This is a genomic window from Ramlibacter agri (genome assembly GCF_012927085.1).
GTDB classification, from domain to species: domain Bacteria; phylum Pseudomonadota; class Gammaproteobacteria; order Burkholderiales; family Burkholderiaceae_C; genus Ramlibacter; species Ramlibacter agri.
Window position 1 is genome coordinate 308,277 of record NZ_JABBFX010000003.1, and the last position, 16,741, is coordinate 325,017.

The window sequence follows — 16,741 nt, forward strand, 5'->3', positions numbered from 1 at the left end:
GTGGGATCTTCAGCGGGCGCGCAGGCGCGCGGTATCGTCGGAAGCGATGAAATCGGCCGCGCAGGCGCGCGAGCGTTCGGCCTCGAGGGCCAGGCCTTCGCGCAAGGACACTTGCAGGCCGTCGGCTATCAGGCGCTTGTATTGCTGCAACATCTGCGGCTGCACGGCGAGCATGTCGCGCGCGAGTTGCAAGGCTTCGGGCAGCAACTGCTCCGGCGCGACGACGCGGTTGACGAGGCCCCAGGCTTCGGCGCGCTGGGCGTCCAGGAAATTACCGGTCAGCGAAAGCTCCTTGGCGCGGTAAGGGCCGACCAGGCGCGGCAGCAGCTGCGACAAGCCCCAGCCGGGGATCACGCCCACGCGTGCGTGGGTGTCGGCAAAGCGCGCCTCGCTGGAGGCGAGCAGCACGTCGCAGGCCAGCGCCAGCTCGAAGCCGCCGGTGACGGCGACGCCGTTGATGGCGGCGATCACGGGCTTGCTGCACCGGCGCAGCGCCAGCACCGGGTCGAACTCCGGCGCCGAGGCGAGAGCCTGGCCCGGGTCGGTGGCCGACGCGAGCTCCTTCAGGTCCAGTCCGGCGCAGAAGGCCTTGCCGGCGCCGGTGAGAACGAGCACGCGCACTTGCGGATCCGCTTCGCAGCGTTCGAGTGCCACGACCAGCTCGCGCCGCAGCTGCATCGAAAGCGCATTGGCGGCCTGCGGCCGGTTCAGCGTCAGGACGGCGCAACCGGCGAAGGGCTGCGCCAGCAGGACCAAGGCCGCGCTCATGCCGAGGCGGGCGTGGTTGCCACCGGGTCGAAGGCGCTGCCGGCAAGTTCCGGGGCCAGCGGCACGCGCAGGCCCAGTTGCCGCTGCAGGTGGTCCATGCGCGCCAGGTAGGCCGTGACGTTCGCGAGCTTCACGTCCTCGTAGCCGCGCACCATGTCCGGCGCTTCGGCCAGTTCCAGCGCCAGCGGCAAGGTGCCCGCATCCAGCCGCGGCAGCAGCGCATCGACCAGGGCCAGGTAATGCGGCACCAGCGCGCGCTCGACGCGGCGCACGCGCGTCATGCCGAGGAAGTCGAGGGATGTACCACGCACCGCCTTCATGGCGCGCAGCACCTGCAGCGCCGGGCGGAACCAGGCGCCCAGCTTCAGTTTCTTCTTCACGCCCAGGCTGCGCAGGAAGGTGGGATGGAAATGCCAGGCGATGCGCGCGCCCGGGCCGAAGCTGGCTTGCAGCGCCTGCTGCGCGGCCGGCTCCAGGTGCAGCCGCGCGACCTCGTATTCGTCCTTGATGGCCATCAGCTTGTAGAGGTTGCGCGCGACGGCGAGCGCCAGCGCGTCCGGGCCGGCTTGCCGCACCCGCGCGATCACCTCCGCGTAACGCCGCGCATAGGCCGCATCCTGGTAGGCGATGAGCTCCGGCACGCGGATGCGCAAGGCCTCGAGCAGGGCGCCGCTGGCGCCGACACTGTCGATGATCTCCTGCGCCTCGGGCGCCAGGGTGAGCACTGGCGCGGCCACCTTGTCTTCCCGCAGCGCCGCTTCCACCCGCGCCTGGTCCGCCACGTACAGGCGGCCCCAGCGGAAGGCGGCCAGGTTCATGTCGCGCTGCACGCCGTTCAGCCGGATCGCCGCTTCGATCGCCTCGGCGCGGATCGGCAAGGCGCCCAGCTGCCAGGCCACGCCCACCAGCAGCAGGTTGCTGGCCATGTGGTCGCCCAGGAGCCGTTCGGCCACGTGCTGCGCGTCGAGGAAGACGTTGCGCTCGGCGCGGCTGGCCGCGGCTATGCGTTCGGCCAGCGCGTCCAATGCTGGATAGCGCGAAGCCGCCACGTCGGACACCATCTGGCCGGTAGGCACCTGCGTGGTGGACACCACTGCGATGGTGCGTTCGGGCGCAGCGAGCGAGAGGTTGTCGGCGTTCACGCCGACCAGCGCGTCGAAGGCCAGGTACAGGTCCGCGCTGCCCTTGGACAGCGTCGGCGCCGCGTCCTCGCCTTGCGGCAGGATCTTCAGGTGCGAGATGACCGCGCCGCCCTTCTGGCTGGAACCGGTGTGGTCGTAGGTCTGCACCTTGCGGCCATCGAGGAAGGCGGCGGTGCCGAGGATCTGGTTGACCGTCACGACGCCGGTGCCGCCTATGCCCATGAGGCAGGCGGAGAAGTGCTCGCCGATGACGGAGGAAACCGGTGCGGGCAGCAGGACGTCGCTGGGGAAGGGCACGGCCTGGCGCTTGGGCGGCCGCGCGTCGCTGCCCGCGGCTTCGACGGTCAGGAAGGACGGGCAGTCGCCGTCCAGGCAGGAGAAGTCCTGGTTGCAGGACGACTGGTGGATCTGCGTCTTGCGGCCGAACTCGGTGGCCACCGGCTGCACGCTGAGGCAGTTGGACTTGCGGCCGCAGTCGCCGCAGCCTTCGCAGACGCGCTCGTTGATGAAGACCGTCTTCGGCTTGTATTCGAGCTTGCCGCGCCGGCGCAGCCGCCGCTTCTCGGCGGCGCATTGCTGGTCGTTGATGAGGACCGTGACGCCCGGCGTGGCGGCAAGCGCTTCTTCCGCCTCCACCAGCCGGTCGCGATGCCAGACCTCGGCGCTGGCCGCCTTGCCGCCCGCGTACTTCTGCGGCTCGTCGGTGGTGACGATGACGCGCTTGACGCCTTCGGCGCGCAGCATCTCCACCATCGCCGGCACGCTCATCGCACCGGTCACGTCCTGGCCGCCGGTCATGGCGACCGCCTTGTTGTACAGGACCTTGTAGGTGATGTTGGTGCCGGCGGCGATGGCGAAGCGGATCGCCAGGCTGCCCGAGTGGTGGAAGGTGCCGTCGCCCAGGTTCTGGAAGAAGTGCTTCGTGCCGGTGAAGGGCGCCAGGCCCACCCACTGTGCGCCTTCGCCACCCATCTGCGTGTAGCCGGTGACGTTGCCGAAGACGTTCCCCATCCACAGCGCCATCACGTGGCAGCCGATGCCGGCGCCCACCACCGAGCCTTCGGGCACGCGCAGGGAGCGGTTGTGCGGGCAGCCGGAGCAGAAGTAGGGCGTGCGCCCGGCGATCGCCTGCACGGGGATGATGCCGCGCGCCGCCTGCGCGCACGGCGCGGTCAAGGCCAGCTTCGCCCCCAGGCGCGCGCGCAGTACGCGGGCGATCACGTCGGCCGAGAGTTCGCCATGCGCGGGGAACAGGTCGCGTCCGAGCTCGTCGTGCTTGCCGACCACCGCCGGACGGTGTTCGCCGGCATACAGCAAGTCCTTCAGCGCCAGTTCGAGGAAGGCGCGCTTGTCCTCGACGACGATGATCTCGTCCAGCCCGCGCGCGAACTCCTGCACGATACCGGGCTCCACCGGGTAGAGCATGCCCAGGGTCAGGATGCGGATGCCGGCCGCTTCCAGCGCGGCGTCGTCCAGGCCCAGGTCGTGCAACGCCTGGCGCAGGTCGTAGTAGGTCTTGCCGCCGGTGAGGAGGCCGATGCGCGCCTGCGGCGGGTTCACCGTGATGCGATTCAGGCCGTTCAGGCGCGCGTATTCGCGCGCCACTTCCAGCTGCGCGCCGACGATCTGGCGTTCGGCCTGCAGCATGGGCGGCCCCGCCTCGTTGACGCGCAAGGCCGGCGCGAAGGGCTTGCCCTCCCATTCCACCTGCGGCAGCACCGGCTGCACGCGCTCGGGGCCGACCAGCGCCGAGGCGCAGCTGTCGGCGACGTCGGTCACCAGCTTGAAGCCGACCCACAGGCCGCTGGCGCGCGACAGCGCGTAGCCATGCAGGCCGAAGTCCAGCACCTCCTGGATGTTGCCGGGCGCCAGCACCGGCATCAGGAAGCTGGCGAACACCAGGTTGGAATCGCTCGGGTAGATGGTGGAGCGCGCATGCGGATCGTCGCCGGCCACGCACAGCACGCCGCCGTTGCGGCCCACGCCGCGGAAGTTGGCATGGCGGAAGGCGTCGGCGGCGCGGTCCACGCCGGGCGACTTGCCGTACCAGAGTCCGTAGACGCCATCGTGCTTCGCTTCGGGCACCGACTGCAAGGTCTGCGAGCCGAAGATCGCCGTAGCCGCCAGTTCCTCGTTCAGCCCGGGCTGGAACACGACCTGGTGCTGCGCCAGCAGCTCGCGGTTGGCGAGCATCTCGTCGTCGACGCCGCCCACGGGCGAGCCCGGATAGCCGCTGACCAGGCCGGCCGTGTCCAGGCCATTGCGGCGGTCCGCGCGATGCTGGTCCAGCATCAGCCGCACCAGCGCCTGCATGCCGTTCAGGTAGATGCGGCCTTCCTCGACGGTGTAGCGGTCCTGCAGGGTCAGCAGGTACTTGGCTTCGGTGGGTGCGTTCATGCTTGGCTGGAACGGTGGAAGTCGGGGGCGCGCTTCTCGCGGAAGGCGCGCACGCCTTCGGCAAAGGCGGGGCCGGCGATCAGCTCGCGCTGGCGCGCGGCCTCCCAGGCCAGCTGCTGCGCCAGGTCGTTGCGGGCGGATTCGGCGTGGGCGGCGCGCAGTTCGCGCACCGCATGGGCTGGCAGCTTCGCCAAGCGCTGCGCGGTCTTGCGCGTTTCCTCGGCGAGCTGCTCGTCGTCCACGCATTCCCAGATCAGGCCCCATTGCGCGGCGCGTTCGGCGGGCAGCTTGCTGCCCAGCAGGCCCAGGCCCATGGACCTGGCGCGGCCCACGGCACGCGGCAGGAACCAGCTGGTGCCCAGGTCCGGCACGATGCCCAGCGCCGGCATGAAGGGCAGGTAGAAACTCGCGGAGCGCGCGGCGATGACGACGTCCGCCGCCAGCGCGATGCCCACCGCGCCGCCGGCCACGATGCCGTTCACCGATGCGATGACCGGCACCGGCATGGAGGCGAGTTCCAGCACCAGCTTGTTCGTGACCTGCTCCATCAGGTCCGCGGCGCGGCGCAGCGAAGCGGGATCGGTTTCGACGGTGGACAGGTCCGCGCCCGCGCTGAAGGCGCGGCCGGCGCCGGTGAGCATCAGCACGCGCAGCTTCGGGTCGTCGCGCAGCCGCGCCAGCGCGTCGCGGAAGGCGTGCTGCAGCGGCTCGGACAGCGGGTTCAGCTGCGCGGGCAGGTCCAGGGTGAGCGTGGCGATGCCACTCTCGTCCTGCGCCAGGCGCACGCTCACAGCCGCTCCACGATGGTGACGTTGGCCATGCCGCCGCCTTCGCACATGGTCTGCAGGCCGTAGCGCTTGCCGTGCCGGCGCAGTGCGTAGAGCAGGGTGGTCATCAGCCGCGTGCCCGAGGCGCCCAGCGGATGGCCCAGCGCGATGGCGCCGCCGTGCACGTTCAGGCGCGCCGGGTCGGTGTCCGTCGCCTGCGCCCAGGCCAGCGGCACCGGCGCAAACGCTTCGTTCACCTCGAACAGGTCGACGTCGGCGCCGCGCAGCCCGGCCTTCTGCAAGGCGCGCTGCGTCGCGGGAATGGGGGCTTCCAGCATGATGACCGGATCATGGCCCAGGACGCTCATGTGGTGAATCCGGGCCAATGGCTGCACGCCCAGCGCCTTCAGGCCGCGTTCGTTGACCACCAGCATGCCGCTGGCGCCGTCGCAGATCTGGCTGGCGTTGGCGGCGCTGATGCAGCCGCCTTCCTGCAGCAGCTTCACCCCGCCGATGCCGGCGGCCGTGGCGTCGAAGCGGATGCCTTCATCGGTGCGATGCTGCTCGCCGGTCGTGGAGCCCTCGGCCGTGCGCACCGGCAGCGCCAGGATCTCGTCGTCGAAGGCGCCCGCGCGGGTGGCCGCGGCCGCGCGCTCGTGGCTTTGCAGCGCATAGGCGTCCAGCTGCGCGCGCGTGAAGCCGTATTTCTTCGCGATCATCTCGGCGCCCAGGAACTGGCTGAATTCGACGCCCGGGTAGCGCTCGGCCAGGCCGGGACTGGCATAGGAGCCCAGCCCTGCCTTGCTGGCCAGGGCCACCGGGCTGAACATCGGCACGCGCGTCATGCTTTCCACGCCGGCCGCGATGACCACGTCCATGCTGCCGGACATCACCGCCTGCGCGGCGAAATGCAAGGCCTGCTGCGACGAGCCGCACTGGCGGTCGATGGTGGTGCCGGGCACCGATTCGGGCAGCTTCGACGCGAGCACGGCCGTGCGGGCGATGTTCATGGCCTGCTCGCCGACCTGGCTGACGCAGCCCATGATGACGTCGTCGACCAGCGCCGGGTCGCAGTGTGCGCGCTGCAGCAGTTCGTCGAGCACGCGGGCGCCGAGGTCGGCCGGATGCCAGCCGGCGAGGCGGCCGCCACGGCGGCCTCCGGCGGTGCGGACGGCGGCGACGACAAAGGCTTCGGACATAGGGATTTCCTGGGGGTTCGACGCTTCCATTGTTCGGGCGCGCCGGCCCGGCCGGGATCGTCAGAAGCGACGATTCGCCCGGGCCGCGACTTTTTCGTCGCTTCCGACGATAGGCCGGCTGGCGGCCCGGTTCCTAGACTGCCTCCACGCTGCCGCCATGGCGCGCTCATACCAACCACCTTCCGGAGACAAGCATGGACTATCGCGACCCGCAGCTGGCGGCCCGCATCGACCGCAGAACCCTCCTGGCCCACGGCGCGCGCACAGCGGCCGCGCTGGCAGCCGGTTCGCTGTTCGGCCGCGGCGCCTTCGCGGCCGACGAGGTGAAGATCGGCTGGATCCAGCCGACCACCGGCGCGCTGGCCAGCAGCTTCGGCCCGCTGTACCTGGCCGCCGACATGGCGCTGGAAGAGATCAACGCGGCCGGCGGCATCCTGGGGCGCAAGCTGGTCAAGGTGACGGCCGACGACGAAGGCTCGCCGGCCAAGGAGCCCATCGTCACGCGGCGCCTCATCGACGACGGCTGCCGCTTCATCCTGGGCCCGGTGGGCAGCTCACAGGCGCTGGCCTCGCTGGAAGTGTCGACGGCGGCCAAGGTGATCCAGGCGACCTATGCCTCGGCCACGGAGATGGGCGACGGCAAGCGCTACCCCTACCACTACCAGTTCAACTTCACCACCGACGCCCAGGCCGTGAGCCATGCTGCCTTCCTGCAGCAGCGCGGCTTCAAGAAGATCGGCCTGCTGGTGGAGGACAGCGCCGCCGGCGCCGGCCTCAAGGCCTCGGCGATGAAGGAAATCCCCGCGCACGGCATGCAGATCGTGTCGGTGCAGGAGTTCCCGCTGAAGGTGGCGGACATGACGCCCTTCCTGCGCAAGCTGCGCGCCGACGGCGCCGAGGCGCTGGAAGCGCACGTGTCCAACAACGTCGACATCACGCAGATGCTGGTGGGCCTGGCGCGCATCGGCTGGAAGCCGGTGATCGCCGGCCACACCGGTTTCCTGTTCGCCGGCACGCCGGGCGCGGTGCCGGACAACGCGCGCTACAACGACGTCTACGCGGCCACCTTCAAGGCCCTGACCTACAGCGGCAGCGAGCAACCGCCGGAGCGCGTGAAGGCCTTCGTCAGGAAGATCGCCGCCAGCAACGTGTCCGACACCTTGCTGGGCCCGGCGGCCACCACGCCTTTCTACGACTTCCTCTACGCGCTGAAGTACGGCGTGGAGAAGGCCAAGTCCTGGGACACCGAAGCCATCAAGAAGGCGCTGGACAGCTCCTCGGACATCCCCGGCTTGTTCGGTCCCATGAAGTTCACCGCCACCAACCACACGGCCTACGACGCGAGCGTGGTGGCGATGGCCGTCGCGAACTCCATGGAGGATCCGCTCAGCAAGGAATACCGCGGCCTGTTCCGCCGCCGCGCGGGAGGAGCCGCGTGATGGGCATGGACGATTTCCTGGCCCTGCTGGTCTCCGGCCTGACGCAGGGCGCGCTGTACGCGATGGCGGCGGTGAGCCTCAACATCGCCTACAAGCCGACCAACGTGTTCAACATGGCGCAGGGCGAGCTGCTGATGCTGGGCGCGATGTTCGCCGCCGGCCTGATGGGCGGCTGGCACTGGCCCTGGCTGCTGGCGCTGGCCGCCGTGCTGGTGCTGGTGGGCGCCATGGGCCTGCTGGTCGAGCGCGCCGCGGTGGCGCCGCTGATCCGCAACGCGGCGCAGCACCACGGCTGGATCATCAGCACCCTGGCCTTCTCCATCATCATCGTCAACGCCAGCGACCGCATCTGGGGCAGCGACCCGCGCGCGGTGCCGCCGGTGCCGGGCACGTCCATCGAGACGGTGCAGGCAGGTGCGCTGAGCTTCTCCACCGCGCAGCTGGCCGTCATCGTGCTGGCCATCGCCAGCATTGCCGGCATCGAGTGGTTCTACAAGAACACGCTGGCCGGCAAGGCCGTGGGCGCGGTGGCCGAAGACCGCGACGGCGCGCGGCTGAACGGCATCAACCCGCTCAAGCTGACCATCGCGTCCTTCGTCGGCGCCGCCATGTACTCCGCCTTCACCGGCGTGATCGCCGCGCCGCTGGTGCTGGCCAGCACGACGCTGGGCCTGGGCCTGCTGGTCAAGGGCTTCATGGCCCTGGCCATCGGCGGCGTCGGCAGCAACTGGGGCGCGCTGGCCGCTGGCCTGATGATCGGCTGCGTCGAAAGCCTGAGCTCGGTGAACGCCACGCCCGGCTACCGCCAGCTGCTGCTGCTGGGCGTGCTGCTCGCGGTGCTGCTGGTGCGGCCTTACGGCTTCTTCGGCCGGCCCGGCGTGCGCGAGGTTTGACGATATGAGTGCTCTTCCTCCCTTGAAGGCCATGGACTCCTTGAGCCCCGACCCTGCCGCGCTGCCGCGCCTCAAGCTGCCCTCGCTGACCGTGCTGGTGTGCGGCATCGCGGTGCTGGTTTCGCTGGGGCTGGCGATGTCCAGCTCCTACTTCCTGCTGCTGCTCACGTTCGCCGCCATCTACCTGCTGGCGGCGATGGGCCTCAACGTGCTGAGCGGCTACGCCGGCATCGTGTCGATCGCGCATGGCGCGATGGTGTGCGTCGGCGCGTACGCGACCGCTATCGCGACGGTGCGCTACGGCTGGAATTTCTGGCCCGCGGCCGGCCTGTCGGTGCTGGTGGGCATGGGCTTCAGCGCATTGCTGGCGCTGCCGGCGCTGCGCCTGTCGTCCTGGTACTTCGTGCTGATCACGATCGCGTTCACCTTGGCCGTGACGGCGATGCTGAACGACCTGCGCTCCTTCACCGGCGGCTACGGCGGCATCGTGGGCGTGCCCATGCCCACGATCTTCGGCGCCAAGCTGGAAGGGCGCGGGCTGTTCCTGCTGGTGGTGGGCCTGGTGGCGGTGGTGGCCTGGGCGCAGTCGCGCATGATGAACTCGCGCATAGGCTGGGCGCTGCATTCGATCCGCGCCGGCGCGGTGCGGGCGCAGGCCAATGGCGTGTCGATCCACCGCATGCGCCTGTTCGCCTTCGTCTTCGCCGGCGCGCTGGCGGGCCTGGCCGGTGCCTTCTACGCGTCGGCCAAGGTGGTGGTGACGCCGGAAGACTTCAGCTTCGACTTTTCCATCTTCTTCCTGTTCGTCGTGGTGCTGGGCGGGCCGGCGCGGCTGGCGGGCCCGCTGCTGGGCGTGCTGACCTTCTACGTGCTGCCGGAGTTGCTGGGCAGCCTGAAGGAATACCGCATGATCGTCTACGGCATCGGGCTGCTGCTGTTCTCGGTGTTCCTGCCCGAGGGCCTGGCCGGCCTGCTGGCGGCGCTGGACCAGCGCTTCATGCGGCGCGGCGCCGCTGCCTTGCGGGCGGATGCCGCGGCGGCCGCGGCAGCGAAGTCGCCGCCGGAGCGGCAACGCGTGAGCGGCGCTGCGCTGTCCGTGCGCGGCGTGGTCAAGAACTTCGGCGGCGTGCGAGCGCTGGACGACGTGTCGCTCGAAGTGAAGCCGGGCAGCATCCACGCCATCGTCGGCCCCAACGGCTCCGGCAAGACGACCTTGCTGAACATGATCTCGGGCTTCTATCCCTCGGATGCGGGCTCGATGAAGCTGGGCGACAGCGAACTGGCCGGCCGCTCCGCGACCGCGGTGGCGCGCCAGGGCGTGCAGCGGACTTTCCAGACACCCAAGCTGCTGCCGGGCCTGTCGGTGCTGGAGAACACGCGCTTCGGCGGTTATGCGCGCGAGCGCGCCAGCGGCGCCGAAATCGCGCTGGGCCTGCCGCGCGCGACCCGGGAATCCGCCGCGCTCGATGCGCAGGCGATGCACCTGCTGTCGGTGGTGGGCATGGAGAAGCGCGCCGGCGAGGAAGCCGCGCTGCTGCCGCACGGGCAGCAGCGGCTGGTGGAGATCGCCCGCGCGATGCTGGGCGAGCCGCGGCTGCTGCTGCTGGACGAACCGGCCGCCGGCCTGTCGCTGGGCGAGCTGGAGGAGTTCGGCGCGCTGCTGAAGGAGATGCGCCGCCTGGGCATGACCATCGTGATGGTCGAACACCACATCGAACTGGTGGCCGACCTGGCCGACGCGGTCACCGTCCTCGACCAGGGCAAGGTGCTGGCCGAAGGCACGCCCGAGGAAGTCTTCCGCAGCGCCGCGGTGGTGAGCGCCTATACCGGAGCGAAGAAATGAGCCGCCCCGCAGCCGCATTGCAGACGGTCGATCTCTCCGTGGGTTACGGGCCCGTGGCCGTGGTGCAGCGCGTGGCGCTGCAGGTCGGCAAGGGCGAGGCCGTGGCGCTGCTGGGCGCCAATGGCGCCGGCAAGTCGACCCTGCTGAAGGGCCTGTCGGGCCTGCTGAAGCCGAGCGCCGGCAAGGTGCTGTTCGGTGGCGTGGAAACGCAAGGCCTTGCGGCCGAGGCGCTCGTGACGCGCGGCATGGCGCACGTGGCCGAGGGCCGCCGCATCTTCCGCCGCGAGACGGTGCTGGACAACCTGCTGCTCGGGATGTACCGGCTGAAGTTGTCGCCCGGCGAACGCGACTCGCGCTGCGAGGAGGTGTTCACGCTGTTCCCGGTCCTGAAGCAGAAGGCCGGCCTGCTGGCCGGCGGCCTGAGCGGCGGCCAGCAGCAGATGCTGGCGATCGCGCAGGCGCTGGTGCGCAAGCCCTCGCTGGTGATGCTGGACGAACCTTCGGTGGGCCTGGCGCCCAACCTGGTGGAGGAAGTCTTCCGCACGCTGGAAACGGTGCGCGCCCAGGGCGTGGCCGTGCTGCTGGTGGAGCAGGTGGTGGAACGCACGCTGGAGTTCGTCGACTACGCCTACCTGCTGCAGAACGGCCGCGTCACGGCCACCGGAACGCCGGCGGAACTGGCCGGCAGCGACGTCGTGCAGCGGGCTTACCTGGGCGAGGCCGCGCCGATGCCGAAGGCTGCCTGAGCGGGCTCGGGCAGCAAGACAGCCGAACACCAAACTGCCGGACGCAAAAGTCGCAAAGGCTCCGCAAAAGATCGCAAAAAAATTCTTGGATGTTCTTTCGCGACCTTTGCGTAATCTTTGCGACTTTTGCGTCCGGCAATTTGTATTCCTACTGTTAACCGGAGATTGAAAACCATGAAAGTCACCGCCGTCGACGCCTACGTCCTGCGTCCCCTCGACTACAAGTTTCGCTGGAAGGAGGAGTGGGAGCCGCGCACGATGGAGCACGTGCTGCTGAAGCTCTCCAGCGACGAGGGCCACGAAGGCCTGTGCCTGACCTGGCTGATGTCGCCCGGTGAGATCGAGTCCGCGATCCCGGGCCTGCGCAAGCTGCTGATCGGCCGCGACCCGCACGAAGTCGAAGCCATCTCGTACAAGCTGACCGATTCGCTGCGCTCGCCCACGCCGGTGGCCAGTGCCGTGGACATCTGTTTGTGGGACCTGCTGGGCAAGCACCACAACGAACCCGTGTACCGCCTGCTCGGCGCGGCGCGCACGAAGATCAAGGCCTACGCCAGCACGGTGATGTACGACACCGTCAGCGAATACGTGCAGATCGCCCACGAATGCTACGAGCTGGGCTACCGCGCTTTCAAGCTGCATGCCTTCGGCGTGCCGGACAAGGACATCGAGGTCTGCCGCGCCGTGCACAAGGAGTTCGGCGGCAAGATGGACCTGATGCTGGACCCGGTCAACGCCTATGACCGGCTCGGCGCCTTCAAGGTGGGCGCGGTGCTGGAGGAGCTGGGCTTCTACTGGTTCGAGGCGCCCATCGCCGACTCGGACCTCGTGGGCCTGGCGGACCTGACGCGCAGCTTCCGCATGCCGATCACCGCCACCGAGAGCGTCACTGAAGGCCTGCGCGGCTATCCCAAGTACCTGGTGGGCAACGTCGTCGACACGGTGCGTTCGGTCGGAGACTGGATCGGGGGCATCTCGGCGATGAAGAAGTCCGCCGCGCTGTGCGAAGCCTTCAACACCAAGTACGAGCCGCACAGCTACGGCACGACCCTGATCCAGGCCGCGCACCTGCACGTGATGCTGGCCATCCACAACTGCGACCTGTTCGAGATCCCGGTGCCCGAAGGCATCCTGGACATCGGCATGAAGGACGTGATCCGCGTCACCCGCGATGGCTACGTCGAGGCGCCCACCAAGCCGGGCCTGGGCTACGACGTGGACTGGGACGAGATCAAGTCCCTCACCCTCAAGAAGCTGTGAACGCGCTGCAGGGACGCCGCGCCATCGTCACCGGCGGCTCGCGCGGCCTCGGGCTGGCCGTGGTGCGCGAGCTGGCGGCGCGCGGCGCGCAGGTTGTCGTGCTCGCGCGCGACCCGGGCCGCCTGCGCGACGCACTGGCCGGCCTGGCCGAACAGGCTTTCGGCGTGACGGCGGACCTGCGCGAGCCGGCGCAGGTGCGGCGCGCCTTCGCCGAAGCGGGCGAGCGCTTCGGCGGCCGCCTCGACTTCCTGGTGAACAACGCGGGCGCGGGCTCCTACCAGCCGGTGGAGCGGATCAGCGACGAGGAAATCGCGCACCAGCTCGCCAGCAACTTCACGTCCGCCGTCTACTGCGCGCGTTCGGCGATTCCGATGCTGCGCGCGGCCGGCGGCGGCGTGATCCTCAACGTGTCGACCGAGGCCGCGCAGCAGCCGGTGTCGGGCCTCGCGCTCTATGGCGCCAGCAAGGCGGCGCTGGAATCCTTCTCGCTGGCGCTGAACCAGGAACTGCGGGCCGACCGCATCAAGTCCTCGATCGTGCGCCTGGGGCGGATGAAGGACACCGGCTTCAGCAAGGGCTGGGACCCGGTGATGCGGGCCGAGGCCGTCGCCCGCTGGCAGGCCGAAGGCCGCTTCGCCGCCGCCGGTGAGCCTATGGAGCTGGACACCGTGGCGCGGACGATCGTGGACCTGCTCGCCGTCGCGCCCGGGGCGCAGGCGCGTTTGCTGGACTTGCGGGAGTTCGACGCGGGGATGTGATCCGTCGTCGAACGGCGCAGTGTCACGGCTTCGTCAGAACTTCCCCCGCACTTCCTTCCCCGTCCGCGCGAACAAGTCCAGCAACGGCAGCGGCTCGCCGCCGCCGAAGCGCTCCTGCAGCACCTGGTGATGCCGGTATAGAGAAGTCACGAGGCTGGTCACCGGCATCGGCGTCTGCAGCTCGCGCCCCATGTCGCAAGGGATGTCCAGGTCCTTGGGAATCAGCGACACATAGTGGCCTGGATACTCGCCGGACAGGATGCGCGGCACCAGCACCTTGCGCACCTGCGAGTCGGCAAAGCCGCCCTCGGTGGCCGCCACCAGCTTCTCGGGGTCCAGCCCGAAGCTCTTCGCATACGCCAGCATCTCGGCCCAGACCATGATCGTGCTGTTGGCGATGGCCTGGTTGCAGGACTTGCAGGCCTGGCCGGAACCGCTGGGGCCCACGTGCGTGACCTTGCCGCCGAAGGCGGCTATCCAGCCGCGCACCGCGTCCAGGTCCTCGGCTTCGCCGCCCGCCATCACGGCCAGCGTGCCGGCCCGCGCGCCCACGGCGCCACCCGACACCGGGGCGTCGACCCAGCGCCCGCGACCTTCGGCGCGCAGCCGCGCCGCCATCTCACGCGTGCGCGCGGGATGGATCGTCGAGTGGTCGACGAGGTAGGTGCCGTCGCGGCTGGCCGTGGCGATGCCTTCCGGGCCGAACACCACGTCGGCGACCGCCTGCGAATCGGTGACGCAGAGGAACACCGCCTCGCAATCGCGCCCGAGGTCGGCGGGCGCGGGCGCAGCGACCGCGCCTACCGCCAAGGCCGCTGCCACGCGCTGCGGACTGCGACCCCACGTGTGCACCTCGTGGCCTGCCTTCAACAGCCGCTCCATCATCGGAAAGCCGATGTCGCCCAGCCCGATCCAACCCAGTCGTGCCATGCTCAAGCCTCCTTCGACAGTTCTTCTTCCGGCTCGCTGCGCAGTTCCTGCCCCAGGTAGGCTTCGGCCACCTGCTCGCGGCGGATCACCTCGTCCGGGTGGCCGCTGGCGACGATGCGTCCGCCTTCCAGCAGGTAGGCGCGATGTGCGAGCGGCGCCACCCAGCCGATGTTCTGCTCCGCCACCACCACCGCGATGCCGCTGGCGCTGATGCCGGCGACGATGCGCTGCAGCTCGTCGACGACGGTGGGCGCGAGGCCGATGGTCGGTTCGTCCAGCAGCAGCAGGCGCGGCTTGCGGATCAACACTTTGGCCAGCGCCAGCATCTGCCGCTCGCCGCCGCTGAGCGTGCCGGCGATCTGCTGCAGGCGCTGGCGCAGCTTGGGGAAACGCTCCAGCACTTCTTCGCGCCGTTGGCGGAATTCGTCCTTGGCCAGGCGCAGGCCCACGGTGCCCAGGCGCAGGTTCGCTTCCACCGACTGGCCGGCGATCACGCCGCGCTCCTGCGGCACCAGGCCGATGCCGGCACGCACGATGCCGCTGACGGATTTCCTCTCGATCGCCTGGCCCAGCCACAGCACCTGGCCGCTGGCAGGACGTGGCTGGCCGGTGAGCGCATTGAGCAGCGTCGACTTGCCGGCGCCATTGCGCCCGCACAGCACGACCAGCTCGCCGTCGTGGAGCGTGAGGTCTATGCCCTGCACGATGGGCATCCTGCCGTAGCCGGCGCTGAGGCCCTTCACCTCCAGGATGGCCTCGCCGCGCGGCGCGGCCTGCCGCACGTTGGCCCGAGTCGGGGACGCACCGGTCACCGCCTGCGAGCCCAGGTAGGAATCCACTACCGCCTGCTGCGCCCGCACTTCGCGCGGCGTGCCGCAGGCGATGATGCGGCCCTTGTCGAGCGCGGTCACGCGCTCGCACAGGTCGAACACCAGCGGCACGTTGTGCTCGATCAGCACGGTTGCCATGCGCTCGCCGTTCTTCGTGCGCAGCGATTGCAGCAGGTGGCCGATGCGGCCGACCTCGGTGGCCGTGAGGCCCGCGGTCGGCTCGTCGAGGATCAAGAGGCGCGGTTGCGCCATCAGCGCCCGCGCGATCTCCAGCTTGCGCAGCTCGCCGAAAGGCAGTTCGCCGACGGCGGTGTCGGGCGCGCGGGCGAAGCCGACCTTCTGCAGCCACTCGCAGGCGGCTTCGCGCAAGGCGCGCTCCTCCGCGCCGGCCTTGCGGCTGCGAAACAGGCAGGCGAACAGGCCCGCGCGCGTCCACAGGTGGCCGCCGCACATGACGTTCTCCACCGCCGACAGCGCGCCGAACATCGTGGGCGACTGGAAGGTGCGGCCGATGCCGCAGGCGGCCACGCCGTGCGGCGTCGCGGCCAGCGGCCGGCCGTCGAACAGCACCTCGCCGCCGCCACGCGGCACGAAGCCGGTCAGCGCATTGATGGCCGTCGTCTTGCCGGCGCCGTTGGGGCCGATGATGCCGTGGATCTCGCCGGCCGCGACCGCCAGCGAGAAGCCGTCCAGCGCCGCCAGGCCGCCGAAGCGCACGCTCATGTCGCGGGCCTGCAGCAGCGCGCTCACTGGGTAAGCTCCGTGCTGCGCACTGCGGTATTCGCCCTTGGGGCGGCCCGGCGCGTTCATGCTGCTTCCTTGCGGCGGGCCAGGCGGGACAGCCACGGCGACAAGGCCGGACCGATGCCGCGCCGCATGAAGACCAGCGTCGCGATCAGCACGCCGGCGTAGAAGAAATCGCGCCATTCGCCCAGCTGCCGGAAGGCTTCGGGGACGAAGTACAGCAGGATGGGCGCGACCACCGCACCGACCATGCTGCCCGTCATGCCGCCGACCACGACCAGCGTGATGTGGAAGATCGACAGGTCCACCGTGTATGCGTTCGGGTTGGTCACACCCAGCAGCAGCGGGTGCAAGGTGCCCGCCAGGCCGGTCAGCGCACTGGCGAAGGTGAACGCCAGCACGCGCATGCGGTTGACGTCTATGCCCAGCATGCGCGCCGAGTTTTCGTTGTCGCGCCCCGCCAGCCAGGCGCGGCCGATGCGCGACTGCATCAGGGCCACGCCCGCGGCCACCGCCAATGCCATCAGGAACACCGCGAAGATGGCGACGTCCGCCACCCGCAGCGCGCTGCCGGTGAAGGGGACGGACAGCTTCGGCGTGACCAGGCCATAGCCGCCGCCGGTGAAATCGCCGCCGCGCTTGAGCCAGGCCAGCAGCACCTGCAGGAAGCCCAGCGTGATGATCGCCAGGTGGAAGCCCGAAAGGCGCAGCGACACCAGCCCCAGCACGGCGCCGAGCAGCGCGCACAGCGCGACCGCCAGCACCGCGCCCAGCAGCAGCGGCACGCCCAGCTTCGCCATCATCAGCAGCAGCCCATAGGCACCGATGGCGAAGAAGGCGGCGCTGGACAGCGACAGCAGGCCGGCGCCGCCCATCAGGATGGTCATCGCCACCGTGACGGTGATGACCAGCGACAGCTGGCCCACCAGGAACAGCTGGAACGAGGGCAGCCTGGACGCGGCGAGCGCCAGCACCAGCGCGAGCAGCACCGCCCGCGCCACCGGATGCAGGGAAAGCCTTCTCAC

Annotated in this window: 13 protein-coding genes; 6 read left to right on the forward strand and 7 right to left on the reverse strand. The window is 70.0% G+C overall.

The features are described 5' to 3' along the window. Positions 1 to 9: 9 nt before the first annotated feature. From HHL11_RS26130 to HHL11_RS26145, 4 genes are read right to left on the reverse strand one after another with little or no spacing between them, the layout of a single operon-like run. Entirely contained in the window at positions 10 to 768 is a 759-nt protein-coding gene (locus HHL11_RS26130) for an enoyl-CoA hydratase (protein ID WP_169421534.1), read from the reverse strand. Beyond that, positions 765 to 4,307 carry an indolepyruvate ferredoxin oxidoreductase family protein gene (locus HHL11_RS26135; RefSeq protein WP_169421535.1) on the reverse strand — a complete coding sequence of 1,181 codons (3,543 nt, stop codon included), beginning with the start codon at positions 4,305 to 4,307 and terminating at the stop codon, positions 765 to 767. The genes HHL11_RS26130 and HHL11_RS26135 overlap by 4 nt, the downstream gene beginning before the upstream one ends. Beyond that, the gene (locus tag HHL11_RS26140; protein ID WP_169421536.1) at positions 4,304 to 5,098 is read right to left on the reverse strand and encodes an enoyl-CoA hydratase-related protein; all 795 of its coding nucleotides are present in this window, start codon (positions 5,096 to 5,098) and stop codon (positions 4,304 to 4,306) included. Before HHL11_RS26140 ends, HHL11_RS26135 begins: the two co-directional genes overlap by 4 nt. After that, entirely contained in the window at positions 5,095 to 6,273 is a 1,179-nt protein-coding gene (locus HHL11_RS26145) for an acetyl-CoA C-acetyltransferase (protein WP_169421537.1), read from the reverse strand. The genes HHL11_RS26140 and HHL11_RS26145 overlap by 4 nt, the downstream gene beginning before the upstream one ends. A 194-nt stretch (positions 6,274 to 6,467) precedes the next feature. Here HHL11_RS26145 and HHL11_RS26150 point away from each other — a divergent pair, with 194 nt between their 5' ends. From HHL11_RS26150 to HHL11_RS26175, 6 genes are all read left to right on the forward strand, one after another. Continuing rightward, positions 6,468 to 7,712 (forward strand): ABC transporter substrate-binding protein, encoded by a 1,245-nt coding sequence (locus tag HHL11_RS26150; protein WP_169421538.1) that lies wholly within the window; start codon positions 6,468 to 6,470, stop codon positions 7,710 to 7,712. A gap of 5 nt (positions 7,713 to 7,717) precedes the next feature. Further along, positions 7,718 to 8,605, forward strand: a complete 888-nt coding sequence (locus tag HHL11_RS26155; RefSeq protein ID WP_169421539.1) for a branched-chain amino acid ABC transporter permease — start codon at positions 7,718 to 7,720, stop codon at positions 8,603 to 8,605. 31 nt (positions 8,606 to 8,636) lie between these two features. Further along, on the forward strand, positions 8,637 to 10,448 hold the full coding sequence (locus HHL11_RS26160) for a branched-chain amino acid ABC transporter ATP-binding protein/permease (RefSeq protein WP_169421540.1): 1,812 nt from the start codon (positions 8,637 to 8,639) through the stop codon (positions 10,446 to 10,448). After that, positions 10,445 to 11,194 (forward strand): ABC transporter ATP-binding protein, encoded by a 750-nt coding sequence (locus tag HHL11_RS26165; protein WP_169421542.1) that lies wholly within the window; start codon positions 10,445 to 10,447, stop codon positions 11,192 to 11,194. The genes HHL11_RS26160 and HHL11_RS26165 overlap by 4 nt, the downstream gene beginning before the upstream one ends. Before the next feature lie 174 nt (positions 11,195 to 11,368). Beyond that, complete coding sequence (locus HHL11_RS26170) at positions 11,369 to 12,454, forward strand: mandelate racemase/muconate lactonizing enzyme family protein (protein WP_169421543.1); 1,086 nt, start codon at positions 11,369 to 11,371, stop codon at positions 12,452 to 12,454. After that, the gene (locus HHL11_RS26175; RefSeq protein ID WP_169421544.1) at positions 12,451 to 13,212 is read left to right on the forward strand and encodes an SDR family NAD(P)-dependent oxidoreductase; all 762 of its coding nucleotides are present in this window, start codon (positions 12,451 to 12,453) and stop codon (positions 13,210 to 13,212) included. Before HHL11_RS26170 ends, HHL11_RS26175 begins: the two co-directional genes overlap by 4 nt. Positions 13,213 to 13,245: 33 nt before the next feature. Here HHL11_RS26175 and HHL11_RS26180 read toward each other — a convergent pair whose 3' ends face one another. From HHL11_RS26180 to HHL11_RS26190, 3 genes are read right to left on the reverse strand one after another with little or no spacing between them, the layout of a single operon-like run. Then, the gene (locus tag HHL11_RS26180; protein WP_169421547.1) at positions 13,246 to 14,142 is read right to left on the reverse strand and encodes an NAD(P)-dependent oxidoreductase; all 897 of its coding nucleotides are present in this window, start codon (positions 14,140 to 14,142) and stop codon (positions 13,246 to 13,248) included. Positions 14,143 to 14,144: 2 nt separating this feature from the next. Further along, the gene (locus tag HHL11_RS26185) at positions 14,145 to 15,782 is read right to left on the reverse strand and encodes an ATP-binding cassette domain-containing protein (protein ID WP_169421548.1); all 1,638 of its coding nucleotides are present in this window, start codon (positions 15,780 to 15,782) and stop codon (positions 14,145 to 14,147) included. Next, positions 15,779 to 16,741: an ABC transporter permease subunit gene (locus HHL11_RS26190; RefSeq protein ID WP_169421549.1), complete on the reverse strand. Its 963-nt coding sequence runs from the start codon at positions 16,739 to 16,741 to the stop codon at positions 15,779 to 15,781. The genes HHL11_RS26185 and HHL11_RS26190 overlap by 4 nt, the downstream gene beginning before the upstream one ends.

What these genes read in the sequence shown, in the direction of transcription:
- HHL11_RS26155 (WP_169421539.1), top strand. Translation starts at nt 7,718, where the DNA reads ATGGACGATTTCCTGGCCCTGCTGGTCTCCGGCCTGACGCAGGGCGCG.
- HHL11_RS26185 (WP_169421548.1), bottom strand. Translation starts at nt 15,782, where the DNA reads ATGAACGCGCCGGGCCGCCCCAAGGGCGAATACCGCAGTGCGCAGCAC.
- HHL11_RS26135 (WP_169421535.1), bottom strand. Translation starts at nt 4,307, where the DNA reads ATGAACGCACCCACCGAAGCCAAGTACCTGCTGACCCTGCAGGACCGC.
- HHL11_RS26150 (WP_169421538.1), top strand. Translation starts at nt 6,468, where the DNA reads ATGGACTATCGCGACCCGCAGCTGGCGGCCCGCATCGACCGCAGAACC.
- HHL11_RS26160 (WP_169421540.1), top strand. Translation starts at nt 8,637, where the DNA reads ATGGACTCCTTGAGCCCCGACCCTGCCGCGCTGCCGCGCCTCAAGCTG.
- HHL11_RS26165 (WP_169421542.1), top strand. Translation starts at nt 10,445, where the DNA reads ATGAGCCGCCCCGCAGCCGCATTGCAGACGGTCGATCTCTCCGTGGGT.
- HHL11_RS26180 (WP_169421547.1), bottom strand. Translation starts at nt 14,142, where the DNA reads ATGGCACGACTGGGTTGGATCGGGCTGGGCGACATCGGCTTTCCGATG.
- HHL11_RS26130 (WP_169421534.1), bottom strand. Translation starts at nt 768, where the DNA reads ATGAGCGCGGCCTTGGTCCTGCTGGCGCAGCCCTTCGCCGGTTGCGCC.
- HHL11_RS26170 (WP_169421543.1), top strand. Translation starts at nt 11,369, where the DNA reads ATGAAAGTCACCGCCGTCGACGCCTACGTCCTGCGTCCCCTCGACTAC.
- HHL11_RS26145 (WP_169421537.1), bottom strand. Translation starts at nt 6,273, where the DNA reads ATGTCCGAAGCCTTTGTCGTCGCCGCCGTCCGCACCGCCGGAGGCCGC.